Annotated in this window: 24 protein-coding genes; 14 read left to right on the plus strand and 10 right to left on the minus strand. The window is 53.0% G+C overall.

From position 1 onward, the window contains the following. Positions 1–9 precede the first annotated feature (9 nt). The 5 genes from KDW_RS19695 (at position 10) to KDW_RS19715 (ending at position 3,930) form a co-directional block, all read left to right on the plus strand. On the plus strand, positions 10–684 hold the full coding sequence (locus KDW_RS19695) for a DUF998 domain-containing protein (RefSeq protein ID WP_162005419.1): 675 nt from the start codon (positions 10–12) through the stop codon (positions 682–684). A 27-nt stretch (positions 685–711) separates the two neighbouring features. Then, entirely contained in the window at positions 712–1,656 is a 945-nt protein-coding gene (locus KDW_RS19700; protein ID WP_151757678.1) for a TIGR03621 family F420-dependent LLM class oxidoreductase, read from the plus strand. A 126-nt stretch (positions 1,657–1,782) separates the two neighbouring features. Continuing rightward, positions 1,783–2,418, plus strand: a complete 636-nt coding sequence (locus tag KDW_RS19705) for a hypothetical protein (protein WP_151757679.1) — start codon at positions 1,783–1,785, stop codon at positions 2,416–2,418. A 285-nt stretch (positions 2,419–2,703) separates the two neighbouring features. Next, the gene (locus KDW_RS19710) at positions 2,704–3,306 is read left to right on the plus strand and encodes a DUF2269 family protein (RefSeq protein ID WP_162005420.1); all 603 of its coding nucleotides are present in this window, start codon (positions 2,704–2,706) and stop codon (positions 3,304–3,306) included. Positions 3,307–3,570: 264 nt separating this feature from the next. After that, positions 3,571–3,930, plus strand: coding sequence for a cupin domain-containing protein (locus KDW_RS19715; protein ID WP_151757681.1), 360 nt, complete (start codon positions 3,571–3,573; stop codon positions 3,928–3,930). Between the two features lie 489 nt (positions 3,931–4,419). On the opposite strand, the gene KDW_RS19720 is transcribed toward KDW_RS19715, so the two are convergent. Both KDW_RS19720 and KDW_RS19725 read right to left on the minus strand, forming a co-directional pair. Next, the gene (locus KDW_RS19720; protein ID WP_151757682.1) at positions 4,420–5,166 is read right to left on the minus strand and encodes a hypothetical protein; all 747 of its coding nucleotides are present in this window, start codon (positions 5,164–5,166) and stop codon (positions 4,420–4,422) included. A 52-nt stretch (positions 5,167–5,218) separates the two neighbouring features. Next, positions 5,219–6,013, minus strand: a complete 795-nt coding sequence (locus KDW_RS19725; RefSeq protein WP_151757683.1) for an LLM class flavin-dependent oxidoreductase — start codon at positions 6,011–6,013, stop codon at positions 5,219–5,221. On the opposite strand from KDW_RS19725, the gene KDW_RS19730 reads away from it, so the two are divergent. The 5 genes from KDW_RS19730 to KDW_RS31890 all read left to right on the plus strand — a co-directional run bounded on the left by KDW_RS19730 (position 5,982) and on the right by KDW_RS31890 (position 9,598). After that, complete coding sequence (locus KDW_RS19730) at positions 5,982–6,503, plus strand: TetR/AcrR family transcriptional regulator (RefSeq protein ID WP_233097873.1); 522 nt, start codon at positions 5,982–5,984, stop codon at positions 6,501–6,503. The two genes, KDW_RS19725 and KDW_RS19730, sit on opposite strands and share 32 nt — an antisense overlap. Before the next feature lie 1,254 nt (positions 6,504–7,757). Further along, on the plus strand, positions 7,758–8,267 hold the full coding sequence (locus KDW_RS19735) for a GNAT family N-acetyltransferase (protein WP_151757685.1): 510 nt from the start codon (positions 7,758–7,760) through the stop codon (positions 8,265–8,267). A gap of 205 nt (positions 8,268–8,472) precedes the next feature. After that, on the plus strand, positions 8,473–9,000 hold the full coding sequence (locus KDW_RS19740) for a DinB family protein (RefSeq protein ID WP_162005422.1): 528 nt from the start codon (positions 8,473–8,475) through the stop codon (positions 8,998–9,000). A gap of 342 nt (positions 9,001–9,342) precedes the next feature. Then, on the plus strand, positions 9,343–9,504 hold the full coding sequence (locus KDW_RS36025) for a CGNR zinc finger domain-containing protein (RefSeq protein WP_198925374.1): 162 nt from the start codon (positions 9,343–9,345) through the stop codon (positions 9,502–9,504). After that, positions 9,443–9,598 carry a hypothetical protein gene (locus tag KDW_RS31890; RefSeq protein WP_162005423.1) on the plus strand — a complete coding sequence of 52 codons (156 nt, stop codon included), beginning with the start codon at positions 9,443–9,445 and terminating at the stop codon, positions 9,596–9,598. The genes KDW_RS36025 and KDW_RS31890 overlap by 62 nt, the downstream gene beginning before the upstream one ends. Positions 9,599–9,884: 286 nt before the next feature. Here KDW_RS31890 and KDW_RS19750 read toward each other — a convergent pair whose 3' ends face one another. The 6 genes from KDW_RS19750 to KDW_RS35085 form a co-directional block, all read right to left on the minus strand. Then, the gene (locus tag KDW_RS19750) at positions 9,885–10,952 is read right to left on the minus strand and encodes a WD40/YVTN/BNR-like repeat-containing protein (protein WP_198925375.1); all 1,068 of its coding nucleotides are present in this window, start codon (positions 10,950–10,952) and stop codon (positions 9,885–9,887) included. Between the two features lie 260 nt (positions 10,953–11,212). Beyond that, the gene (locus tag KDW_RS19755; protein WP_151757687.1) at positions 11,213–13,537 is read right to left on the minus strand and encodes an alpha-amylase family glycosyl hydrolase; all 2,325 of its coding nucleotides are present in this window, start codon (positions 13,535–13,537) and stop codon (positions 11,213–11,215) included. A gap of 41 nt (positions 13,538–13,578) precedes the next feature. Next, the gene (locus tag KDW_RS19760) at positions 13,579–15,321 is read right to left on the minus strand and encodes a class I mannose-6-phosphate isomerase (RefSeq protein ID WP_151757688.1); all 1,743 of its coding nucleotides are present in this window, start codon (positions 15,319–15,321) and stop codon (positions 13,579–13,581) included. Positions 15,322–15,397: 76 nt separating this feature from the next. After that, the gene (locus KDW_RS19765; protein ID WP_151757689.1) at positions 15,398–16,201 is read right to left on the minus strand and encodes a glucose-6-phosphate isomerase family protein; all 804 of its coding nucleotides are present in this window, start codon (positions 16,199–16,201) and stop codon (positions 15,398–15,400) included. A 63-nt stretch (positions 16,202–16,264) separates the two neighbouring features. After that, the gene (locus KDW_RS19770) at positions 16,265–17,233 is read right to left on the minus strand and encodes an ROK family protein (RefSeq protein ID WP_151757690.1); all 969 of its coding nucleotides are present in this window, start codon (positions 17,231–17,233) and stop codon (positions 16,265–16,267) included. A gap of 62 nt (positions 17,234–17,295) precedes the next feature. After that, positions 17,296–18,078, minus strand: a complete 783-nt coding sequence (locus KDW_RS35085) for a GntR family transcriptional regulator (protein ID WP_151757691.1) — start codon at positions 18,076–18,078, stop codon at positions 17,296–17,298. Between the two features lie 132 nt (positions 18,079–18,210). Here KDW_RS35085 and KDW_RS19780 point away from each other — a divergent pair, with 132 nt between their 5' ends. From KDW_RS19780 to KDW_RS19795, 4 genes are all read left to right on the plus strand, one after another. After that, positions 18,211–19,611: a hypothetical protein gene (locus KDW_RS19780; RefSeq protein WP_151755362.1), complete on the plus strand. Its 1,401-nt coding sequence runs from the start codon at positions 18,211–18,213 to the stop codon at positions 19,609–19,611. 627 nt (positions 19,612–20,238) lie between these two features. Beyond that, the gene (locus KDW_RS19785; RefSeq protein ID WP_151757692.1) at positions 20,239–21,222 is read left to right on the plus strand and encodes a phosphotransferase family protein; all 984 of its coding nucleotides are present in this window, start codon (positions 20,239–20,241) and stop codon (positions 21,220–21,222) included. A 309-nt stretch (positions 21,223–21,531) separates the two neighbouring features. Continuing rightward, on the plus strand, positions 21,532–22,803 hold the full coding sequence (locus KDW_RS19790) for an MFS transporter (protein WP_151757693.1): 1,272 nt from the start codon (positions 21,532–21,534) through the stop codon (positions 22,801–22,803). A 282-nt stretch (positions 22,804–23,085) separates the two neighbouring features. Further along, positions 23,086–23,877 carry a Nif3-like dinuclear metal center hexameric protein gene (locus tag KDW_RS19795; protein ID WP_162005424.1) on the plus strand — a complete coding sequence of 264 codons (792 nt, stop codon included), beginning with the start codon at positions 23,086–23,088 and terminating at the stop codon, positions 23,875–23,877. A gap of 62 nt (positions 23,878–23,939) precedes the next feature. Here KDW_RS19795 and KDW_RS19800 read toward each other — a convergent pair whose 3' ends face one another. Together KDW_RS19800 and KDW_RS19805 are read right to left on the minus strand one after the other, a co-directional pair. After that, positions 23,940–25,142 (minus strand): Gfo/Idh/MocA family protein, encoded by a 1,203-nt coding sequence (locus KDW_RS19800; RefSeq protein WP_151757695.1) that lies wholly within the window; start codon positions 25,140–25,142, stop codon positions 23,940–23,942. A 290-nt stretch (positions 25,143–25,432) separates the two neighbouring features. Then, a complete protein-coding gene (locus KDW_RS19805; RefSeq protein ID WP_151757696.1) occupies positions 25,433–26,275 on the minus strand; it encodes an SDR family oxidoreductase in 843 nt (280 codons plus the stop codon). Between the last annotated feature and the right edge of the window lie 102 nt (positions 26,276–26,377).

Consider the following 26,377-nt stretch of genomic DNA (forward strand, 5'->3'; position numbering starts at 1 on the left):
AAAAAACACATGAAAACGTTAGCGCAAAGTACTGGAGAACAGTCGACGGCGACGGGACTGCTCCTGGCTTGCGGTGCCCTTGGTTCGCTGTGCAACATTGTTGTTCTTCTCATCCTTGGAGCCACACGTCCTGGCTACAATGCCTGGCAAATCCCCGACAGCTCGCTCGAACTAGGGCCTGGTGGGTGGATCCAAATTACCAACTACATCGTCAGCGGAGTGCTCCTGCTCGCTTTTGCCATCGGGCTCAGGCGCGTCCTGCGCACCGGATGTGGTTCTACCTGGGGACCCATCCTGCTCGGCATCTTTGGCCTCACCTTCATCGGGATTGGGATCTTCGTGACCGACCCGGTGCTGGGTTACCCACCCGGAGCGTCGAGCATTACAACTGTTCCCGGAACCATTCATAATCTCTTTGGTCAGCTGCAGTTCATCTCGCTGGCTGCGGCTTGCTTCGTGCTGGCACGGCGCGAGGCCGCCGATCCAGCCTCGCGCGGCTGGGCCTGGTATTCGGTTGCCACAGGTCTGCTGGTCGTCGCCTCTGATGTCGTCTTCGTCCTCACCTTCAAATTGTTGGACGGGGGGCCAGTAGGACTCATTGCACGAATTGGCATCATTGTGAGCGGGTGTTGGATCGCACAGCTTTCGATCCGCCTGATGCGCAAAAAGGCCTCGATAGCTTGAAACGGGAACGAGAAGGAGAAAGAGAGTATGAGTACATCCCATCCCTTTCGTTTTGGGGTCACATTGCTCGGGGCCGCCACCAGGAACGAATGGATCGCCAAAGTTCACAACGTCGATGATCTTGGCTACTCCGTCCTGCAGGTGCCAGACCACCTGGGAAACCAGTTCTCTCCCACGCTAGCGCTCATGGCGGCAGCAGAGGCCAGCCGAACGCTGCGTCTGGGAACGCTGGTCCTCGACATCAATTACCGGCACCTTGCTTTGCTTGCCAAAGAAGTTGCCACACTTGATCTGCTCTCCGAAGGACGCTTCGAGCTTGGACTGGGTGCAGGATGGATCGCCAGAGAGTCCCAGATGGCAGGCATTCCCTTCGATCCCGCAAGTCAACGTGTGGGTAGGCTAGAGGAAGCCGTTCAGGTGCTCAAAGGTCTCTTCTCCGATGGGCCGATGACCTTTGCTGGTCGCTCCTACTCGCTGAACGGATTTGAGGTCTTTCCCAAACCTTTCCAACATCCCCATCCCCCTCTGCTGCTCTCAGGTGGCGGGAAACGGATGTTGTCGATTGCTGGCCGCTACGCCGACATCATTACTCTCAATCCTCCTGTGACACCAGACGGCAATAGCCTTGACATGACCGAGGCGACGGCGGAGGCAACGACACAGCAAATCGCCTGGATTCGCGAGGCGGCAGGAGACCGCTTCGCCCAGATTGAGCTTGGCAACTTTGTAATTGGAGGGGTCAGGACAGAGACAGAACAGCGAATCGATCCAAGGATCGCTGCGCTCTTTCGGTCTCGGACCAGCAGAGAGCAGCAGTCCCCCCAGGGCATTTATACCCTGGTTGGCTCGGTGGATCAGATTTGTGAACAGGTGCTGGCTAATCGTGAGCGCTTTGGCATTTCTTACATCAGTGTCTTCGAACCGGACCTGGAAACCTTTGCTCCCGTTGTTGCACGGCTCTCGGGCAAGTAAACGCAGGCGACGAGTGAAACAGAAATGATCAAGAGTGCATTTCACTCGCGCCGTGACCCGCGAGCGGAGAACAGACAACGTGAGCAAGAGAAAAACGATGTCAAACAAGGAGAGAGGAAATACACCATGTCATCAACAACACTGTATCGCTTGAGCGGGATCAGCTTACTCATAGGGGGCTTGTTTGCTGCTCTTGCTACCGTTCCCGTCTTCTTCACGGGTGAAGATCCTACCAGTCCTATCGCCGCCACAGCGGCTCTGCTTCGCATCATTGGCGACATGTTGATCGTCGTAGGGTTGCCTGGGATGTATAGCAGACAAGCCCAACGAGTAGGTCTCTTAGGGCTGATCGGTTTCCTGTCCACACTTGTCTACGTTCTCATCACGGGAGTAGTTAATGATACCATCGCAGCCGTCATTCTGCCGTTCCTCGCATCGGCGGCCCCTTCCCTCCTGAAAGGGTCGCCCCCACAAGGATTACTGATCCTTTTTCTTGTCGGAAGTCTGCTGGGAGTAGTTGGTAGCGTGTCGCTCGGCGTAGCGATGCTGCGCACCACCGTCTTAACGCGCTGGGTAGGCCTACCGCTCATCCTTGGGGTAGTGCTCAACTTAGGCGGGAGCTTCCTTCTCCCGGCAGTTGGCACGACTGGCACTGTGCTATTCCTCCTCGGGTTGGCCTGGCTCGGTTTTGGGGTGTGGTCGTCTCGACAGCCCACGAGCCAGCCTGAGCTTCCACCAATGCCATTCGGGCCTGAGATGTGAAACACAGGCCCGGCTCTCCGGCAAGGAAACGCTTTCTCAGCGAAAAAGGCGTTGATCTAGAATTCATTGAGAAAGAGGGCCTGTCCCATCTGTTCCAGTTTGCGCCTATCCCCGAAGCAAAACCCGTGATTGATCGTTACGTCGAGCGTCTCAAACATGCTACCGTGTCCCCCTCTTAAGCACACATTGAGGTATGAGTAGAATCTCTGCCAAAGTGACTTATAGTGGCAATGTGAACAGAAACTGCTGGCGCAACTGCCTGAAATGCTGTTAAGGAGAAAGATCATGAGCATCTATACCATCGTCCTGTTTGTGCATATCATCGGAGCCATTGGCTACTTTCTGAGCATTGGTAGCTGGCTGTTCATTCTGGTGGGCCTGCGGCGAGCACAGCGCGTCGAAGAAGTGCGTGCCCTCATGTATGTGAATGACCTGTCAGGCCCGTTCGGCGACGGCAGCGGACTCGTGCTGCTCATCGCAGGACTCTACCTGGCCCTGTCGGTCTGGAGCTTGCTGACGAGCTGGATTCTCGTCGCGCTGATCAGCTTGATCCTGATCCTCCCAACCAATGCTGTGCTCATCGGGCCACGGAGAAGAGCCCTCATCAAGCAACTGGAGCATTCAGCCCCAGAGGGGAAGATTTCTCTCGCGCTCTCTCAGCACATCTACAACCCCATCCTCTGGACGACATCGCAAACCACGGCGGTTCTGCTGCTTGGGATTGTCTTCCTGATGACGACCAAACCAGACCTGGGAGGCTCTCTCATTGTGATGGCTGTCGCTCTGGTGTTCGGGCTACTCTCAAGCTTGCTTATCTCTCGGAGAAGACATACTTCACCACAAGAGGCGGCGGACCAACGGGTACCGAACAACGTGTCGGCTAGCTAGCAGTCTGTCGGAGAAAAGGAGTCCTGCCACGTTTCTTCGAGCCTGTAAAAAAGAGGCACTACCTCTATAGGTGGTCTTTTTTGCCAATGGTCATTAACCATTCTGCTGCTATAAAATGGAAACACGCTGGAGACAAGGAAAGAGAGAGACCATAATCTTGGAACAGGCCCATGGTACGAACACGCCAGCCGTCGCTTCAGGCTCTCCTCATCTGGCTGGGGAAGAATGAAACGAGATATACATAAGAAAAAAAGGAGATGGTTCATGGAGAAAGTTCGCCTCACTGAGAAATTCGCATCGTTCGAGCAGCATTGGACTCCGAAAATTGTTGGGGAGTTGAATGACTCCTATGTCCTTCTTGCGAAGCTGAAAGGCGAGTTGTTCTGGCATATGCACGAAAGGGAAGATGAGCTCTTTCTGGTGATCAAGGGCACATTGCTCTTGAAATTGCGTGATCGTGATGTCAGGTTGGAAGAAGGAGAGTTTTTTATCGTTCCGAAAGGAGTTGAGCACCTGCCAATAGCAGAAGAAGAAGCCCAAGTGTTCCTGCTGGAACCGAAATCTACAAAGCATACCGGCAATGTGGTGAATGAGCGGACGGTGATGGACTACGAACGTCTTTGAGCGTATTTTACAAACGCTTCATCAAGATATGCTGGTAAGTATAAGTAGAAGATTCAAAAAGGGGGACTACGACCAGGCGCTTGATCTGGCAGTGGGGCTGGGCGACTGTCTGCCACCTGAACATCTGGCGCGCTTCGTGTGTCCGGGACATGTTTTGAAAAGAAAACAGGCCATGTATGCAGTCTGATATGAGCAATTAGGAACTGCTCATCAGGCTACATTTTGGTGAGATGGAGGTTCCTCAGAGCGAGCAACGAAGTCTTTTCCTCCTCATGAAAGTTTCTGCTAGATAATACATGAGTTGCATCAGAACACCAGACCCCTGCATTCCCGCTTGGGGTCGGGTGTTCTGATGCAAGCATGCGAAGGCCACCCAAGCTCGGCAATGAGGTGACGGTAGCGCTCAAAGGTAGACGTGGGCGTATCATCACCACGGAATAAGCCGAACTGAAAATGCTTGTCGGATTGCGAACAGAAATCCGCTTCCCCCTATGCAAGATGATAGAAAATGGGCATGGCCCCAACATGGTTCACATTGAGATTCGCCTGCATATAAGTCCTGAAGCTCTTCTTAGTAACCTGCTGCCACAGAAAGCTCAACAGTCCATTCCAGCGCGCGTGGTTGATGATGGTATAGTTGGACTGCTCTCCCTCCAGTGGGAGGAGGAGGGTGGAATTGTCCATTCCTGTCTCCACGGCATACCAGCCAGCCAGATAGTCCCAGAGGGCCAAAGTCACTTGTGAGTCTTCACCTACAAAGTAGTTGAAGAGAAAAATCCCTTTGCGCCTCTTCTCGACATCCCCAACGCGCTTCACGTTGCGTGCGACGATGCTGTGCAGATCACTGGCTTTGCTGCTAAGAGCATCAACCAGCATGGCATATTCTTCCGTCTTCTGCACCTGGCGCGCGGTTTCAGGTGACCGTGTCTCAACAAGCACGACGATATCATAGCGAGGAAGATGAATCGAGTCGCGGTGTTGCTTGACATAACCACTGGATGGTGCCATCACGATGGCGTGAAAGACGGTCGCCTTCTCGAACGCTTCAAGCTGTTCAAGCTGCTGCGCGAGGTACTTGAGCCTTGCAATCAGTTGGCCCTTCTCGCGTCTGATGGGCATGAATGGTGCCTGGCGAGGCTGTACAACTGCGGCGAGATGAATGTACCCAAGCGTTGTCGGCTCAATCAGCTTGACCGGGGGATATTTGGGATTCTCGTTGACAATGTGCAGTTCCATGATTCCCTCCTCTTGGAAAACTCAGATGGTTTGCGCGGACTTAGCGTTGAAATCACGCTTCACCTTGGTCTAGCAGATCGAGAACCGTCTTGAACCACTCCAGACTAGCGAGCGTGTTGGGCATAAGCCAGAGCTGGGCATGAGAGAGGCCCGCGCGAGCATAGCTACGGAGCATCTCGGCAACTTCCTCAGGTGACGTTGGCCCCGGTTGCTTCCCCTGTGCAGAAGAGTGAGACCATCCATGTGCCATGGGGAGTTTGACCACCACGGAGGCACTGCGACCAAGCGTGGCGGGGTCACGTCCAATAGCGGTACACGCGGCATCGCCTACTGCTTGCTGTGAACTGATCTGCTCAAGTCCTTGCAGTGGCCCCTCTGCATTCCAGAGGTCGGCATAGGTCGCAGCGAGGCGTAACATACGAGGCCCTTTGGCACCAATCAGGATCGGAGGGCCGCCGGGGCGTGGCCCGCGAGGCCGTAGTTCGCAGTCCTGCGCCTGATAGTACGTGCCTGCGAAATCAACTCGCCCTGTCCGCAGCAGCGGAACGATGATCTGCAACGCCTCCTCGAAACGGTCCACACGATGGTCGCTCTTGATATCGAATGCCTGTTGCTCAGGTCCATCCCATCCGGCACCGAGTCCGAGGATCAGGCGTCCCCCACTGATCTCATCGATGGTATCAACCATCTTGGCGAGCAGTGCCGGACTGCGGAAGGCCGTACAGGCGACGAGCGAACCCAATTTCACACGATGGGTCACGGCGGCCAGCGAACAGACTCGATCCCGCGTTCTCCAGGCGGCTCGCGAATTGCTGATGGAAAGCGCCAGCTTTTCCGGCTTCTCCATCGAAGCGGTTGCCCGTCGAGCCGACGTGGCCCGCATGACGGTCTATCATCAGTTTGGCTCCAAAATAGGTCTGCTCGAAGCACTCTGCGACTCTCTAGCAGTGACTGGCGAAATGGAGCAGCTCGCTTTGGCGTTCCGTCAACCAGATCCGCGTGAGGGGTTAGATGAATATATTCGCATCTTTGGTCATTTCTGGGAAGCTGATCGGCTCGTCACTCGTCGTCTGCGCGGTCTCGCGGCCCTTGATCCTGATTTCGAGCAGGTGATACGAGCACGGGACGAACGGCGACGGAAAGGTCTTCGGGTTCTCGTACAGCGCATCGTAGGGGAACACGACCATGCAGATCCAGACGCACTCAACGAGCTCGTTACTGTGCTCTATGCTCTCCTGAGCTTTGAGTCCTTCGAGGCTCTTGCTGGGCCTGCACGTCGTCTTGAAGACGTCGTTCCTCTGGTTTGCCGACTCGCTCACGCAGTGCTCAGCCTGTAGAAAAAAGCATGACGACAGAAAAGACGTGAGGAACTTTTCTCCTGGCAACGCTGTGATGAAGGCGGGCAAGTTTGAAACAAGAGATAACGCACCATCGCGAAGAAATCAGCTTCGATGGCGAACGCTTTCTTATCTGCTCGGTTTTTTGAGCTTCGTTGCGCATTCCGTGGGTGGAAACGACTCAACAGATGGCGGTATGCAGGATTCCCTGCCGCGCTCAATGGCATCGGCCTTGCGAGAAAGGTTTTCACAGATCGTACTGAGCATCTCTAGGAGTTGATTGCTCTGCTTGGGGTCAGCGCATCCCAGCCTTAGCGGGGTAGAGCTACATAAGCTGTCACCAGGGGCAGAGTAGCGGGCATTGTTTACTCTGAAAGGTTCTATCTATCTTTTCAGGCACATAGCTTTGACAGACGAGTACCGAATTGCTGAATAGAAACGGAACAAGCACCTTTTTTGACCAGATGACAGCCTGAATAATCGGCTTTTAAGCTTTTTACAATGGTGCGAGTTCCGACTCCACGCAAAACAGGAACTTCATGCTTTTTCTACCGTTCATAACTGCTACTTTGCGGCTGGTGACAGCTTACGTAGCTCTACCCCCATTAGGGGGAAAGCGGGGTGCAGGGGCGGCAGCCCCTGACGGAGCGCGAGGTGTCCTCGCAACCCTCCCCCTCCCCTCTTCCCCGAAGGGCGGAGAGCCAAAAAATTCTGCTTCAGAATTAGTTTTTACCTCCTTAGATGTATATAAAATAAAAATTAGTTTTTATCTTTTTATATAAATAAATGTAACATAGTAACTTTGAATGTTCAATACCTTATAAGTTTTTTAGTTCTTCAATACCATTAAAACAAGCAGTTAAGAGATCATGGAAATTATGCATGTTATGCGTAAAATAACAAAATTTGTCAAATCTCCATGTGTTTAAGCATTGAATGATAAGCATCTCTTCACATTTCATGGTCGCTCTTCTCATTACGGGTATATGCAAACAACTACTTAGAGATTCTTTGAGAGCGAAACGGCAGAATCCTGCGATTTACACATAGCTCGAAGCAAAATGCTACTCCTAAAAGGAATTTTTGAATATCTTCCCCGATTTCCGTTTTCGCTTATGCGAATAAGAATAGATACATATAAGTTACGAACAGACTCATCTCAAGGCACTCCTCTCCCGGAAGAGAAACTGTTTGTGTGCGTGGTTACCTGCACGCGAGTAGACTGTTCAGCAAGCACGGAAAGGCATCAGTAAAATGAGTAAGCACGTCCCAAATTCCATACCTAAGCCGATTCTCTTAAGAGACGTGATCGCGGACGACCTGCCTATTTTTTACGAGCAGCAGCTAGATCCCGAGGCCAACTATATGGCGGCCTTTACAGCCAAAGACCCAACTGACCGCGAAGCCTTTATGCACCATTGGCAGAAGATTCTCAATGATGAGAGCACCACGAATAAGACGATTATTTCTGGGGAACAAGTGGCAGGAAGTGTCGCGAGCTATCGAGATGAAGAGATGGATGGACCAGAAGTCACCTACTGGCTTGGCAAGTCCTACTGGGGCCAGGGCATCGCCACCCAGGCGCTCACAGCCTTGCTAGATATGGTGCAAGTGCGCCCCATCTTTGCCCGCGTAGCAAAGGATAACCTGGCCTCGCGCCGCGTCCTGGAGAAATGCGGCTTCACTGTCTGTGGCGAAGGACGAGGCTACGCCAACGCCCGTGGCACGGAAATTGAGGAGCTTATCCTCCGCCAGGATGCTTGAGCATGAAACCATTCCCAATCACCCCTTTATTCTATTTCCCAACAGGCATATCAGTGCGATTCTGAGACCGCGTTTTGGAATGCGCAGCGGTGATCCTGCGTGGCAAGAAGAGCAAGATAGAAGAAGTTTTGCTCCTTTCTCTGTGCTATGATACTCACGCTCCTCCTCATGGGAGCACATGATCAGAAGTAAGGAGCAGACAGCTATGACAGAACAGGTATCTCCTCTGGCCACGTTTTATAAACCAGGTTGGGAGAACTATCAACAAGCCATTGTCAAAACTATCGCACCGCTTTCCTCCGAACAACTTGCCCTCTCTGGGGCGCCACATTCCGTGTCCATCGGAGAGCTTCTCGCCCGTATGATCGGTGCACGCGTCAACTGGTTCTTTGCATGGATGGGGGAAGAAAATGCCGCTATGGCCGCTATAGACCGCTGGGCGTCCAGCGATGAGTCAGCTGTGCCTGAGGCCGCTGAACTGGTCGCCATGTTTGAGGAGACCTGGCGCGTGATCTCTTCCGCCCTGGACCGCTGGACCTCTGCGGATCTGGAACAGCTTATTGTACCTCCAGCCTCTCAGCAGGAATGGCGACGGAGCCATGGGAAAGAGGAAGAGCCTCCGCATACACGGCAGTGGATTGTCTGGCATGTCATGGAACATGAGATCCATCATGGAGGCGAGCTTTCCCTGGCCTTGGGAACCTATGGGGTGGACAGTTTCTATACTTGGTGAGGATCAACGATCCTCATACCTGGTCCAGTGCTACGCAAGCGACAATGAGCGAGCTTAATAGGGTGATCTCATGGACGGTAGTATGTGTTACGCAGCCGGATATCTTTATGGCCGATCTTTTATCTGGATGCGGCTGAAGGAAGGTATAATCCTACTACTGAAGAGGTTGTTGTGAACGCTTTGAGTTATAACCTATTCTGAAAGTCAACTGATTCCCTGGTATATATGAATGATGAACATGAGAAGGGAAGATGTGCTCAAGAACAAAAAAGCGAGTTCGGTTCGCTTCCACCCATACAACGCTGAGAAGTAGAACTGTTCACCTCACAAGACCTTCATCAGGTGAAGGAGTGCCCGGGCAACAAGGGATGTGGTTGGCTTTTTCTTGACACCAGTAAGAATGGCCGTCGTCAGTGGTGCAGTATGCAAGGATGCGGGAGCCGTGCCAAGAGGCGAAGGCAGTATGGACGTCAGCGTCGTGCAATCGCCGAGCCGCTCAGCTGAAGAGGAACATCAGGTGCAAACGACCGCTTTTTCATTGCTTTGCACGCACGGTGAGCTTGATCCACTTTTGTGGTCAGGACAAATGGGTGGCTAGGTCATCAATTCTTCATAGTGCGTCGGGCTCAGATATCCCAAGAGATACCAGGGTCGCGAGCAACCTGGGCCAATGGTTTTCCACTCGTTTCCATCAGCACCCACATCACAAAACGACTGCCAACATTTTTTCTCCATTAATATTAAATAAATAATGTAATGTATGTTTTTCTACTTTGCAAGATCATTGTGATGGAGCATGGTCAGATCGTCGAGCAAGGGACCCACGACGAATTAATGAAGGCCGGCCAAAAGTATTGGTCAATGTTCACACGCCAGGCTTCTAGCTATCTTGAGTCCAACGCATCGGCCGAGTAAACTGGCACAATAACTAGTGCGTGTATGCGTTCTCCTGGAGACATATTCGCTGGCCATTGAATTGGGAGCTCATTCCAGGATAAGCCAGCATTGGCGGAACGGAAAATGCCTTTGTTATTGGCAGCGTAAAAGACGCCTGCTTCCGCTTCATTTGTGGCGAGAACAGAGGCCAACAGGCCATGAGTTGCGGGTAGGCCGGCGCTGATCTGTTGCCAATCATTATGGCCAGTGCGGCGGTAGATAGCCGACTCGGCTCGCATGGGATTATGCGCCTCCTGTGGTCCGTGAGCCGCTGAGATAATAATCGTGTCTGGATCGGCGGGATCAACTGCTACGCTCCAGAGATAATGATGTTGCAGTCCACGATCGGGCCGGAACCAGGTGTCACCACCATCATCACTCTGAACGAAGCCATTACCAGGATGCATAAAACCATCGCCAGCGGCTGAATAGAGTCGGTTGGGCACCAGGCGATGCATGATCAGCGTATGGGTATCAAAAGGCCCATCAGCTTTTTTGTCTTCCCAGGTCTGACCACCATCCAGACTGCGTACCAATGCGCCTGCTTCAGCCGCCGCGAAGACGCGTCCAGCTTGGACAGGATCAGGCGTAATCCAACGGATATGACTGGTATATGGACGCGGCGGGAAGCTCCAGGTTGGAGCCGAGGGGAGTTGCAGTAATGTCGTTAACTCGTGCCAATTTACGCCTCCATCCTCAGAACGAAAGATTGCGCTTGGCTCGGTCCCCGCATACACAACCCCATAGCCATGTACTTGCTCTAGCGGGCTGACCGCGACCGACATAATCTGCCTGTGGGTGATACCTGTCTCTACATGTTTCCAGTTGGCACCGGCATCAATACTGTACCATAGACCATGATTGTTTGTACCGCAATAGATACGTTCCAGATGAGCAGGATCGACCGCGATACATTGTGGCTCAGAGTCTCGCAGTTGCAGATCTGCGAGCCAGTCATCTCCATGCTGAGTTATGCATGCCAACGAATTTTGCAGCGCTGCATAGATCTTTACCATGGAAAACCCCCTTTTTGCACTTTAAAGTGGAATAAGCAGCCGCATTAGCAACGCAACAAGCAAAAATGACAGAAAATCTACTCCTCTCTATTATACCCCCCATCGTCTTCTCTACCACTCTATCCAACTGGAGGAAAGATCAATCCATGAACCGACTCAGAGAAGATATAAAAAAATAGCAGGCAGGATACCTTATCTCTTTTCTTTTATTCATGGGTGTGGGTGCACTCACACCCATGAATACGTGTGTACGATTATGATTATTGTTGATCTTTGCGTATGACGAGCAGGTGGACCTGATAGGGTTCGAAGGTTAATGGGATGTTGTGTAGATCCTGGATTGGTTGGGATTGAGATGGGCTGTGCCAGGCGTCGTGGTATGCATATGGGCCGTGCTCTAATCCTGGCTGGTGCGGATCGAGATGGGCGTTTGTCTGGATAGATTGGTTGGATACGTTGACGAGCAGGAGCGAGTTGTGTTCGCCCTGATGACGAACAACGGCATAAATGGCTTCGTGGTCAACGTTGACGGCAGTATAGCACACGCTGCCTTCACGCATCTCGGGGAGCTCTGTGCGCAGGCGGTGGACCAGGCGTATCTGCTCTTCGAGCTGCTCTTCGCCACCGATAAAGGTCATATAGGCACCGCCGCTGAGCGAGAAGATCGCTAACAAGGCGCGTGTGGCCTCAATGCCGAATTGTTCGCGCCGCCACTTCTTGCCCGCGCCGGGCCACCAGAAGGTATCATGCGAATCGATATGATGGGTAATCAGCGATCCCGGTGGCAGGACGGCGTTGCGATCGCGGAACCAGGCCGCCAGTTCCCGGCCATTTCTTGCTCCCGTGTGCTGATCTGTTTGTCCTGGCACCGATCTTAGTACCGCGTTGACCAACCAGTGTTCGTCATAGTTGTAGGTGACATCGAGTGCCTGGCGAAACAGCACACCGGATGGTTCGGTATAGAGCACAATATCATCTTTCAGGGCTTTGAGGCGAGGGCGTAGCTGCTCAAAGAGCGAGAGGACTCCCAGGGGAGAGTAGCTGGCTCGTTTCTGTGTCGCTGTGGACCAGTCAGGCAGATCATTATAGGTAGGTGCATCAAAGCGGAAGCCATCGATATCGAGCTTACGCACCAGCGTCTCCGTCGCCTCACAGAAATACTGTTGCCAGGCAAGATTGGCCACATTAAAGGCTTTGGTGTACATGCCAATAATGTTTTGTGCCGAATCGCGCATAAACCATTCGGGATGTTCATCGGCCAGGGGGTGGCGCGGGAGTGAACCACCGCGCCAGTGAGGCTCGAAGTCCAGAATATGGCGGCTCCAGGCAATGAGGTAGGCATCGCTACCCTCAAGGTGCAGCGTTTCTTCAATGGGAATATTATCATCCAGGCGGTCAGCATAGGGACCAGAGCGAACGGTATCTGCGACCTGCGTTATCCCCTCCTGATCGATCACCCCATGCATCAGGATATCCAGCAGCACACGAATCCCCAGCTGATGGCATTTTTGCACCAGCGCACGCATCTGCTCTTCATCTCCATAGGATGTCGTGATATCAGCATAGTCATGGACATTATAACTGGGGTATGGCTGGCGTGGCATAATCTCGATCGCATTAAAGCCCAGTCCCTTAATACGCTCTAGATCAGCAGCGAGATCCTGAACGGTTGGATATGGCGCGTAGCGATAGCCACCCCAGAAAGGCGCATAGCCAATCTGCACCTCAAAGACGCTGGCGGTGTTGATCCACGCTGGCCGATCGTTGGGTGTATTGAGATTCAGCGTCGTATACCAGCTAGCGATATGATCGCGTGTCTCCTCCCAGCTACTGTTCAGAGCATCGAGCTCAATGGCACGATAGATCAGTGTATCACTGGCAGTCAGGCGACCGGCCAGAGTTGTATTGAGCGTGATCTGGAATGTATCGCCTTGCGCCTGGGCGCTAACCGCGCCGATCTCGCTACGACAGAATGGCCAGACCACCATCACCTGTTGCTCCTTCGCTTGATGGAGCGCGATCAATCCAGCGGCGCCATCAACGCTTCCAATGGATGAGATCCTGGTGGCCTTTTCAAGCGCCGCCGCTGCAATGCCTGGTCGAATCTTGTTGCCAGGAGCCTCAAAGTGCCAACTCTTCAGATCATCAGGTTGGAACGTGAGGGAAAGACGGACATCGCGGAGCGTCGCCGGCTCTGCCTCTGTAGCCTGTAGAGGACGGATCTCAAACGAGAGCTCCAGACGTGGATGCCGTGGGCGGAAAGTATAGTGCCAGTGCAGCTGCCAGTTTTCAGCCTCCGTGACCACCGTGTACGTCTCCTGATCACCATCCAGACGATAGAGCGGAGTAGCGTCAGTGCGACGCACTGCGGTAATCTGATGCGTATCCTGATACGTGAGCCCAAAAGGAAAGCCGCGCGTCTCATAGCCCTCCGTACTGATCTCAACCGACAGGCGTAGCGGAAGTGTCTTCTCGCCTTGCAGTAATCCCTGGATCAAGCCCGTCTGTGGATCCAGTTGCAAACCAAGCTGGTGATAACGATCATACAGCACAAGTGCTGTATCTGTTCCTTGCTGTATAGACATAATGCTCTGCTCCAATCAAGATAGTGTTATCGGTTGTATTGCTATTTGACAAAGGCTTTCACCACTTTGCATGGTTTGGCTGGTGATAGATTACGCAGGGTATAGTTGCCGACACTGGCCGGGATAATAATGCTCTCGGCGAAGCGCAATTCAACCGCAGCATTGCCCTCGCTCAGGATCTCGCAGCGTTCCCCTTCCACCAGATTAAGCGCGACAAACTTGCCAGCGGTCTGATCATCGATCTGCGCGTGAAACTCCAGTCGATGAATGGCAAAGAAGAGTTGCTCAATATTGCCAATACTATATTCCGCCCAGTCGTCGCCTGCGCGTAGAAGTGTAGGGGTGGGGCACAGATGGTCGCGTACCCAGTCAGTACGGCGCGTGGGTTCAAGATTGGCAAAGGCATGGTCCAGATGGACATGGCGTAGATTGCCTGACAGATCACTACGCAGATAATCGTAGATCTTAAAGGTAAAGATATACGGGGTGGCGCTAATCTCCAGGACCAGATTATTAGCACCGCTACAATGGACCGTGCCGCTGGGAATCAGAAACAGGTCGTGAGGATGACTGGGCTGGCTGTTGACATAGGTATCGATCTCAAATGGCTCTTTATGATCGCGTGCCGCATAGGCCGCAGCCTTAAAGCTTTCCAGGTCCGTCTCCTCGCGCAGGCCCAGGTAGACTTGTGCCTCGGGATCACAGGTCACGATATAATATGTCTCGTCCTGAGTGAAGGGTTCACCGAACTCATTGCGAATATAGTCAACGCGTGGATGCACCTGGCAGGAAAGGTTTGTGCCTCCCATCGTATCCAGATAATCGAACCGGATCGGAAAGTAGCTCCCGTAGCGCGCGGCGATCGGAACTCCCAGCACGGCATCGGTCTCCTGCCAGAGCAGGTAGTCAAACGCGCATTCGATAGAGTACTCACCATTGCCCAGGAGCAAGCCATTCTCCGGCGCGATCAGCTCAAAGGACCAGGCATAATTGGGCTGTTCAGGAGGCAGGCCAAACTGCTCTTTCATCCACTGTCCACCCCAGGGTCCAGGCGCGAACCAGGGCTTCACACGAAAAGGCTGCTGTGCCAGCGCATGCAGAGCACGACGGAACTCATCTCCCCCGACCATTCGTGGCTCATCACAGGACGTCCCATCCACATAGAGATCCAGTCGACCAAGCTCCTGGCGTTTAATGCGATTGAGCATCGGCCAGTCAACAAAGTAGAAACGCTTATACGTCTGAGCAAAGGGAAATTGCTGCTGGGAGCCCACATTATAGACCTGGCCCTGGCTAGCCAATGCCTGACCACGATCTTTTGGCACATCAACATAGACATGCAGTCCCTGAGGAACGAAGAGTGACGCGCCATAGCCATAGACAATACGAATACCGCCTGATTTTTCCAGCCCCGTACGCAACTGTGCTACCGCCGACTCATCCCAGAGCTCAGCCAGCGTGCCATGATACAACCTGCCGAAGACAGGATCATCGGTCAGATAGCTCTCCAAAACCTGATCCAGCCGCTCTTCAGGCAGCAAACAGCTATCCGTCGAGAACCACTTTACCTCCACACCAAGCCCCTCAAGGGCTGTACGTAGCCGGGTGATAAAGGGTGTCCAGGGCAGACCGACAAAGCCATCAACGCTGACGACCAGTGTCGAATAATTGTCCTGTAGGCGCGTGAAAATCTGACGTGCCAGATGAGCATACCCCGACTTTATCTGGAGTTCCGGAAACACATGGATCGGCTCAGTACGATAAACAGATGCATTGACAGACATAAAACCAACCTTCTTGCATAGCGAATAAAGCAAGATGATCTATTCCCAGCGGACACACCTCAGTATCCGCTGACTCTCAGATCATCGTGGGAGGTAGATCAAAGCTAAAAATCGCGCCAGATATCACCAACCAGTTCAGGATTAGCCATAAACTCGTAGAGTTCAGGATTTTCCTGCCAGGACGTATATACATTGGCCGGTCGGTGGGAATGCCGAGCAGTGGGAAGTCCGCAGGCGTGGCGTAGCGTACCTCAGGTACCGTCGTATAGCGTGGATTACGAGCCAGTGTGCCATCGGCAAGGAAAAAGTAGGCTGGTCCGCCAAGGGAGCGCAGGTGCTCATACTCCAGTTGATTTTCGCGCGCGCACCAGGCGCCAAAGGAGACCGGCTCATCACCCTCCGTCACCACCAGGTGGACCCAGCCGAAAGGGATCACCAGTTTATCACCCGGCCCAAACGGAACCAGGTAAGCACGCGTCACATCTGGCGCACACTCCTTTTGTAGATACACCTGGCCATGGCCGGTCCAGAACTCATAGACCTCCGAATAACGCAGGCCCGTTCCTGGTTTCTCTGAATGGATATGTCCCTGGCTGCGTAAGCGCTCATGCCCCAGCGTTCCATGATTATAGACAACCGAGCCATAGAGGAGTCCTTGCTGTTCAATGGCAGAAAAATCCTCCTTACGACCAATGTCCATATAAATAGTGTAGAGATGATCAGGTCCCTGAGCCTGTGTATCCGCCAGCATCGGCCGTGCCTGCTGGAGCGTCCGCACCTCACCATCGGGATGGAAGATATCCGCACCAAAATCCAGGCGTAACTGCTCCTTATTGAGGCGCAGATCCATGCCACTAAAAGAATGCAAATCCTTCATCATTAAAATCCTCCGTAATTGACCGCAAGAGTCGAATCTACCGCTTATATTCGTTGTGCATCATGTTTAAAGATAAATATCTGGATGAAATATTGCCTGGGCGACGCCAAACAGGGCCGCTGTATCCCCCAGCGTGGCGGGCATCACGACCACACGGCCACGTGGAATCGTCCAGGCATGGGCACTGACGTACGCCTGTACTGCTGACAGGAACAGGTGATGAGAATGCATAAAGCCACCACCCAGCACCACCACATCTGGATCATAAGCATGGATCAAGGAGACGATGCCGCAGCCGAGGTGGCGCGCAAATCGATCGACAATCGAGAGCGCGAGCCGATCGTGTTGGTCCGCCGCCGCGAAGAGATGACGTGGCGTGTGGTCGGTCGTATGCAGGATAGAAGTAGAGTCACTGGTCAGTCCCTCCTCGATCTGGCGGCTTAAAGCGGCTGTGCCTATTAGCACCTCCAGGCAACCCATATTGCCACAACTACAACGTGGTCCATCGGCCTGAATCGTAATGTGTCCACCGAGGATCCCGCGCATACTTCGCTGACCGCGCAGCACGCGACCATTGATCACCACACTACTCCCAACACCAGTACCCAGCGTCAGGCAAACGATATTCTTATCGCCGCGACCTGCTCCATGAGTAAACTCACCCAGGGCATACATACGAGCATCATTTTCAACCAGGACCGGCCGCCCAAGCTCCCGAGACAACTGCTCGCCCAGCGGAACATGGATCAATTCGCGCAGCGTCTCATTAACATCGAGGATCATACCGGACTGTGGATCGACGATGCCACGGATTGAGAGACCGATCGCGGAAATTTCATGTTGTGCCAGGACCGACCGGCCCATATTGATAATCCTGCTTAGCACATCATCTGTGTGAGCCCCGGCAGTATGATTGAGCGCCACAACCTCTCCCCTGATCATCGTATCGCCCTGGATAATTCCAGTCTTGATGCGCGTTCCTCCCACATCAAAGGCCAGGACCGCGCCTTGCGCTGAGCATCCCTCGTCAGTCATAATCTCCCCCCCTTCCTTATAGATAGATAGATAGATAGAAAACTGGATAATGAACGGGACCGTTATTTGCTGGCGGGAAGAAATTCGACTTCGATGCGTGCGCGATCGCCACGTTGTAATGCCTGAGAATACTCAAATGCTCGTCCATTGGCCAGATAGGCGGTACTATCCAGGCGCAGCAAGGGACTACTGAGTGCGATATCAAGCAAACGTGCTTCCCATTGTCCAGCTGCCACCGCCTCCAGGCTACGTTTGCCATGCGCGATATTTAACTGGTAACGCTGGTGCAGATGCTGATAGAGCGAACCGGTGGAAATATTATCATGTTCCAGTCCTGGACAGAGATATTCAGGAATATAGGTTGTCGAGACCAGAATCTTCTCACCTGCTACCGAACGTACGCGTACAATTATATGCACAGGTTCGCGTGGAGGGATCCCCAGCTGTAAAGCAACTTCCACTGGAGCCGGAATAACCTCCTGCCGCAACACCTCGGTCGTCAGCACCAGGCCGCGCCGCTGCATATCTTCAAAAAAGCCGAAGGCGCGCTGGACAAAATGCTCCTGGAGCTTGGGCGACGCCACGAACGTCCCCTTCCCCTGCACGGCACGCAACTTCCCATTCTGCACCAGTTCAGCGATCGCGCGGCGCACCGTAATGCGGCTAACGCCAAACTCGCGACACAGCTCCGGCTCCGAAGGGATCAGCGAATCGACCGCCCATTTCCCATCCGCAATCTGCCCCAGCATAATCTCCTTGATGATGTGATACTTAGGCAATGGCGTCCTGGAACCTGATGGCATATACAGGTCCGTCTCCAGAAGCGCGCGATCTACAGAATCCATACGTTTAACCAATCAATTCGTGATAACATACATGAGTCATCCCGAATTTTAAGGTCGGGCTTGTAAAAAGACACCTTCCGAGAGAGACTGAAGAAAGTAACGAATATTCAGTCAATCCAGGAGGTGTTTTTCATGTCTTCTCAGTATCTCACACGGCTTGAGGAGCCACAAGTTCCACCATATCCTCCAGACAAGATGGCCCAGGGATTGTATGGGAGTCTTGCTCAGTTTCTTGCACCCTTGCTCATCGAAGTCGATACCCGCATTGATAAGCGGCTCGTGCGAACGTTGTTGCAAACCGTGGTGGTGATTTTGACTTTCCGTGATCGAGTGAATGGCTTGCTCCTCTCAGAAATGGGTGGCTATCTCGACACGCCAGACAAAGCCCCAGCTGGCACCAAGCGCCTTTCGCGTCTGTTGCATTGTTCCAAATGGTCTGCCGAGCTGATCCGATCCTATCTCTGGCATCGAGCCACCCAACGTTTGGCGACGTGGAAACAGGCTGGAATGGATGCGCTGGCGCTCTGGGATGAGAGCGCTTGGGAGAAGCCGGAAAGTATCGCTTCTGACGATCTTGGTCCGGTGCGCTCCAGTAAGGCGGCTCGACTTACCCATGTGAAGAAGGGCTACTACACCCCGCCTCGTGGCCCCATTTTTGTGCCTGGCCTTCATTGGCTAGCGGTAGTCCTGGTGGGCTGCGACCAGTCGGCTGACCCTCCAGCGTTGGCCTGCATGCGCTGGTGGACCAGCCGCGGGGCGCGTGCCTCCTTCAAACGCGATGAGCAAGCCAAGCTGTTGCTGCAAGGAGTTCTGCTCTGGGGGCGCGAGGTGATGCATGTCTTTGACCAAGGCTTCGCCAGCAGTTTCTGGCTTGGTTTGCTCGTGGCCTTCTCGCTTCGTTTTGTATTGCGTTGGAAAAAAGACTATCAGCTGGTGGATGAACAAGGCCAACGGCGCGCTGCCTGGAAAATCGCACGTGGCAAACGGGGATGGCAACAACGTCTGGTCTGGGATTGCCGTCGTCACCAGTGGGTCATGGCCAGCATTCTCGCTTTGCCCGTTACGCACCCAGACCATCGTGAACAACCATTGTGGTTGGTGGTAGCCCGACGCAAAGGTGGCCTCCCTTGGTATCTGCTCACCGCTGAGCCGATCGCCAATGCGGACGATGCTTGGAGGATCATGTTTGCGTATGCCCGTCGCTGGCAAATCGAATTAACCTGGAAAGAGAACAAAAGTGAGTTGGCCTTCCAAAGCCCCCGTGTGTGGGAGTGGGAACCACGGGAAAAACTCTTGCTGCTGGCAGCACTGGCGTACGCATTTCTGCTCACCTTGCTGGCGCCGTTTTACACGCTCTTGCGCCGCTGGCTGCTGCGCCGCTACTGTCATCGAACGGGTCGCCATTGCCGACAGGCTCATGCTCCCTTTGCGCGGATGCGCATGGCGCTGAGCCGGCTGTGGCAAAGTGTGCCTCCGCACTGGGAGTCCCTGTCGGGCCGAGGCCAGCCAACGGTCTCGGTGACCATGCTCTGATGAGGCGTTGAGCCTGCACCACCGCTGAACCATTCCATGGCCAGGACTGCCTGACCGCGGGGGCGTGTGACCGGTGTTCATCCAGCACAACGATCGCAACCAGCATATGGAGCGATCGCACACAAAACATGGATGCCTGTTTTCTCGCTGGAAACCGAGGTGATGCTCTTGGTGTGAACACGTCTTCGTTCTGTTCTCTTTTCTCCCGTTGGTTTTCTAGGAGAAGGAGATCACCAGCAAGAAGCACTTCATCAACCGCTTTTCTTGGAGAGAACTGAAGCGAGCATTTCTCCACTTCTTGAGGAGAAATGCTCGCTTCTTTCACAAGCTCATCCCTAAAATCTGGGATGACTCATGTATAAGTCAGCCATAGCAGGCTGTCAAGGGATAAAAGTAGCCCAGTAATACTTGGAATAGGAAGCAAATTAGTCTTTCGCATGCTTCTAGATAAAATGAACAATCGTCACCCCAAGGATAAAAGTAACAGCAACTGCTACATAGCCACTTATCTTATGATAAAATTTGTCTTGCTAGAAGATTGTGATTTACGTTTTGTTATAAGTGTTTTTATGTGAAAACGCTCCAGGATCAGACCGCCTGTAATATTTTTAGAAAGCAGAGAAGAATATGGAAAGCAAAACAAAAAACAGGAAAACGAGGGCGCAGGTGGCACGGATGGTTGAGAGGGCATTTGGCGGGACCACACTTGCAACTGGTGAAGATGCGATGCGTGAGCTAAAGGAGGGGTGGTTTAACGCGGCATATACCGTCCGGCTGTCTGACGGGAGGGAGGTTATCTTAAAGATCGCGCCGCCTGAGGATGCTGAAGTTTTGGCGTATGAAAAGAATATCATGACGACCGAGGTCGCCTCTCTGCGTCTGGTGCGTGAGAACCCGACCATCCCCGTCCCAGAGATTTATTATTTTGATACGACCAGGGATGTATGTGACTCAGATTATTACTTCATGGAGAAGCTGGCAGGAGACAACTACGAGCATGTGAAAGCATCCTTTTCCCCGGCGATGCAGGTGCAGCTTGACCAGCAGATCGGCGTGATTGTTCGCGAGATCAATGGTTTTACGGGTACGTATTTTGGCTATGATGGAAATAGCGACCTGCGCGGTGAGACCTGGAAAGAAACTTTCATCAAGATCATGGATTCTGTGCTGGAAGATGGTTCCAGCAAACATGCGGATTTTGGCTATGCCATTGACGAAATCCGTGAAGTTGTCATGAAACACGCTTCCTCTCTGGAGGCTGTTACCATACCTCAGCTGGTTCACTGGGATGCCTGGGACCTGAATTTCTTTGTCAGGGATGGCAAGGTCACCGGCATCATCGATTTTGAGAGAGCACTCTGGGCAGACCCCTTGATGGAAGCACAATTCCGGGCGTTAGCCCTGGGGGGTGTTTCCGAAAGTATGCGAAGTTATGGCAAGACCACCTTTACGCACGAAGAGGATGAAAGATGCCACTTGTACACACTACATCTCGCCCTGGTGATGAAAACGGAATGCTATTACAGAAATTATGATTCTGACTTTGTCAGCAACCAGTCAAAGCAGTTGATGGTACCCACCATGAACTGGCTGAAGGAGAACCTTTATTAGGAAGATGTTGGACGGATTTCGTTGCTTTGAGCAGAGCTTGTACGCCGGCGTTGACGTCTGGAAGGATCATTGCTGAGCAGAAATGCGTAGCTTGCCAGTCACAAAAGTTTTACTGACCGCTACATCCCCTGGACCATCTGTCACTCCTCCACTCCAACTTCTCTGCCCTTTGTACCTCAGGTGACCTGGAAACACTGGCTTCAGTCCAATTAGGACCCCTTCTAACCTCTTTGGCTGATACAATCGAGGAACAAAAATCGTAGCGGGAAGACATTCTTCTCTCAGGAGCCTCGTGTAAGGAGAAAGAGTATGAGCACAGTGACAACACAACGCAAGGGTCTGCGCCTGACCCAGGCCCTTTTCTCGCGGACCTTTGTCTGGTTCTGGTTGGGGCAGACCATTTCGACACTGGGCGATGGCGCGTTCACCATGGCACTGGCGGTAGCAGTCTACCAGTTGACCGGTTCAAGTCTGGCTATGGGCTTCTTTTTGATGGCGAAGATGATTCCTGAATTACTGTTCACGCTCTTGGGCGGAGTCGCGGCGGACCGTCTGCCGCGCCGTCTCCTTTTGTTGTGCGCGGAAAGTGGGCGTGCCCTGACCGTGCTGGCTATCGCGGCCCTGGCCTGGCTGCATCAGCTCCAGGTGTGGCATCTCTTTGTGCTGGCGGTGCTCTTTGGCCTCTGCCACTCCATCTTCAATCCAGCGTATCGCGCCATCACCCCGGACCTGGTTGAGAAAGACCACCTCTCCTCGGCCAACGCACTGACCGAACTCAGCTCACAATGTGGCGACTTCCTTGGGCCGCTGCTCGGCGCGGGTTTGATCGCGCTGGCCAACGGATCGGCGAGCGCGTCCTTCGCCTTCGACGGCCTCACCTTTGTTATCTCTGTCTGCTCACTCCTGGTGCTCCGCTCGTTGCCGCGTTCCGTTCAAAAGCCTGCCACGACGTCGGCCAATGGACTACGAGGGATGTTTCTGGATATGCGCGATGGTTTTCGCACTATCCTCAACTCGACCTGGCTGCGCTGGTCGCTGATCGCCGCCACGTTCGGGCTTGTGGCGTATGCAGGAGCCATGTCCGTCGCACTACCCAGGCTGGTTTTCGCCGTGTATAAAAGCGGCCCCTGGCTCCTGGCCGCGATTAGCACCAGCGCGGCCATCGGAGGCATCGTCGGGGCCATCTTTGTTGGCCAGGTGCGCCTGCGCCATCGTGGCACCATCGCCTTCCTCGCCTACGTTCTCAGCGGTTTCGCTCTGTTTGCGTTCAGTCTGCCCATTGCACAGAATATACTCGTCTTTGTTGTGCTGCCCGCCGCCTTTGGCGTTGGCTTCGGCATGAATACCATGGGCATGATCTGGGCCAACCTGCTTTACGAATTGGTCCCCAATGAGAAGCTAGGCCGCGTCGTCAGCATTGATCATCTCGGCTCGCTCTGCATGCTCCCTGTTGGCTATGTGCTCGCTGGTTGGCTCAGCGACCAATTCGGTCCAACCCTGGTTTTCCTGCTTGGTGGGCTGATGATGGTGGTGCTGAACAGCTTGCCGCTGCTCTTACGCAGCATTCGCGAGATAGAGTAGGCAACTGCCTCACGCAGCTAACCATAAGAGCGATGGCTTTTGGATATGCTTGATATACGATAATCGAGCTGTCATTGTAAGATGTATGGGCGCTTGAGCGCCCGAGTGCGGTTGGCTGCACACTCCCCGACTCCCAGACGAGGGTAGGAATCAAACACTATCTAAGCTCAAGTGGCCAGAACATGCTATGCTATAAGCATAAAGCACTCATGAATGCTCTCTCCCTACGGCCAGAGCAGATGTATTTTCTGGCATGGGTCAGTACAAAAAAGGATGACAGATATGCCAAAGACTATTCAAGAGGTCATCGATCTCATTGTGGCTAGAATCCCAGGGGCACCGATGGAAGATTCTGTTGATATCATTAAATGTGGTGATCCAAAAAAAGAAGTTACAGGTATTGTAACCACATTCACTGCCAGCATGGATGTTTTGAGGCATGCAGTCGCGCACAACGCCAATTTTATCATCACCCATGAGCCAACTTTCTATGAACATCGAGATAATACCGCATGGCTCAGCGATGATCCGGTCTATACAGCCAAGCGAGCCTTTATTGATGAGCATAACCTAACTATCTGGCGTTTCCATGATTACTGGCATATGCACGAGCCGGATGGCATTCAAGTTGGAGTTGAAAAAGCCCTGGGCTGGGAAGAATTTGAGCATACGGACAATCGCTATGTGGTCCATATTCCTCCCACTACTGTATCAGGATTACTTGGGGAACTCAAGCAAAAATTGTCACGTCCTACTCTGCGCGTGGTTGGAGATCTCAATATGCCTTGTGAGCGGGTTGGTATGCTGCTGGGGGCAATCGGTGGTGAAAATCAGATTAAGGCCCTGCACATGGCGGACCTGGATGTCGCGCTCTGCGGTGAAACCGTCGAGTGGCAGACCTGCGAATATGTACGCGACGCCATCGCGACAGGACAACACAAGGCGCTGATTATTCTTGGACACGCCACCAGTGAAGAAGCTGGCATGCATTATCTAGTAGAATGGTTGCAGCCTCAATTAGAAGATATCTCGATCACCTTTATCCCTGCCGGCGATCCTATCCTGGTTGTCTAGATGCCCGGACTGTGAAAGATACAGAAGGGCATGAACGTGGCCTGCCCTTCTGTATCTGCTAATCAGCCTCTCGGGAAATAATCATATTGCGACAACGAAACTATCTTGCCTGGTTGAGCCCAGGGAACGTGTAGCTCACTAAATAGTTTCTCCTGGACAAAAGCTTCACGAATAATGGTATCGATATTCTCAATAACGGTCTTCACAGATTCCGCTTCTGGATAGCGGTGTATCAATGTATCATCTAGCGGATGAATAATTGAGGATTCATGGGCACCATTAAAACTGCGTACGTGCGCACCCGCAATATCCAGATCACAGACAAAGCTGGCAGGATCGGACACCTTATTTATGAGGTGCTCCATCAAACAATCGCGCAGTTCCTGACCCGTATCACATTCACGCTCTTCATGCGTACCATTCGCCCGCGTGATAGCCACTCGATCAGCCGTCCAGTGGATCTCACCGCGATCACCACGTACGACAATTTCGGGTCCAGCCAGTTCTTCTGAACAATGCGTCACCAGAAAATAGATCGGAACATCAGCATCGGTCAGGACACGCAAGCAAGCCGTATCCGTACTCTCAATTTCATGTCCACGATACAACTCGGCCTGAATACTTTTTAAAGAGGCAGATCTGGTTAACTCACTACCTGCTAGAAAACATAACATATTTAATTGATGCGCCACCGCATTACTAAAGGGCGAATCAAGAATCCACTTTCCATCTATTTTTAGGCGCCCAGCCCAGTTATTGCGTGTATAATACGTATCTAACCGTGGCCAGAGAGCATAACACTTAATCGCTTGCAGGGTGCCAATCTCTTGCTCTAAGATAGCGCGTTTCATCCAGAATGTTTCGCGAGCATACATTGTTTGAAAACCAACCGCGACAAAACGTCCCATTTCAGTCGCACAGGACTGCATGGCTCGTACTTCCTGAATCGTGGCGGCAGCAGGCTTTTCTACACATACATTCGCGCCCGCCTGCAAAGCAGCGACCGTCATGACAGCATGGAGAGGGATACCAGTAGGAATAAAGCAAATGTCACACTGGCCCTTAAAACGCGCCAGCATCTCTGTGTAATCAGTAAAAAGCTCACAACCAAGAGAGCGTAAACGCTGACACTTCTCCACTTCCTCATCCTGATTAATCACGGTCGCGCCTAACAGGTGCACAGAACCATGCTCGACTCCACGCACCAGATCATGATAATGGGTATCCCCAAACCCTGAAATCCCAATAACACAGACATTGATCATATACAGATCTCCTTATAAAAAAAGAAAACGTTTTCCTCTTTTATAAGATAAGGTATCTACTGCATCTTCGTCTACCCCGCACGTCGGGCACACTCCTGTGATACAACATGTATTCTAAATATGGTGCTCAGGTTTGTATAGATTTCCTGATGACATCAATCATTGTAACTATTCAGGTCGTCGAGAGTTCGTGGTCGAGAAAGAGGATGATGAAACTGTGGCTGGTGACACGGTCCGTAGCGTTGTCCCATCTGGGACAACGCTACGGATCATGCCGTCCAGGCAGGCGATCACTCTCCAGGCGGGAAGTCTGTGGAAGCAGCGAGATCACGTTGTGCCTCGAAGCCTTCGATCCGCTTCCGCAGGGTCGCAATGGTGCTTTCCAGTGCCTGCGACCCCAGGACGAGACGCAGCGGAGCTGGCTCTATGTCCACGCTCTCGATAATGCGCGCGGCCATGCGGGCCGAATCACCCGGAGCTAGCCCGTTCTTAGGATCGAGCATCTTGAGAAAGCTATGAGCCGGTGTCTGGTCGTAGACGGGTAGAAGCTGTGCTACCTGCGCGCTGCCGTAGCGGAACTCGGTCCGCGCTCCACCCGGCTCAACGATGGTCATGCCAATACCGAACGGTGCCACCTCCTGGGCGACCGACTCCACAAAGCCTTCGATGCCCCACTTGGTTGTGTGATACAGGGAATTGCCTGCAACGGCAACCTGCCCTCCATACGAAGAAATCTGAATGATACGCCCGCCACCCTGAGCGCGCAGGTGTGGCAGTGCGGCGCGGATGAGTTGGATTGACCCGAGCAGGTTGGTCGCGATGATGTGTTCGACCTGCTTGTCAGAAAGCTCTTCTGCCGCTCCGAACAGACCGTAGCCCGCATTGCTAATGATCACGTCGATGCGTCCCAGCTTCGCAAACGAGCGTTCTACGAGCTCGTGGATTGCCGCCGTATCGGTCACGTCGAGCAATTCGGCGTGGTAGGTTTCGGGGTAGCGCTCACGCACATCGGCGACCTTTCCCATGTCGCGGACGGTTCCGATAACGCGATCTCCTCGCTCCAGGAGTTGCTCGGTGAGCTCGCGGCCAAATCCGCTGCTCACGCCAGTGATTAACCAGGTACGTTGTGCCATTTCATCTTCTCCTCTAATTATTACTGATCCGAAAACCTGAGCGAGAAGCACGAGCCACGGCAGTGGCACCGTGCCCCCGCATGGGGGTTAAGCTTCGGAATA

Source organism: Dictyobacter vulcani, from assembly GCF_008974265.1.
In the GTDB taxonomy this organism is placed as follows: Bacteria; Chloroflexota; Ktedonobacteria; order Ktedonobacterales; family Ktedonobacteraceae; genus Dictyobacter; species Dictyobacter vulcani.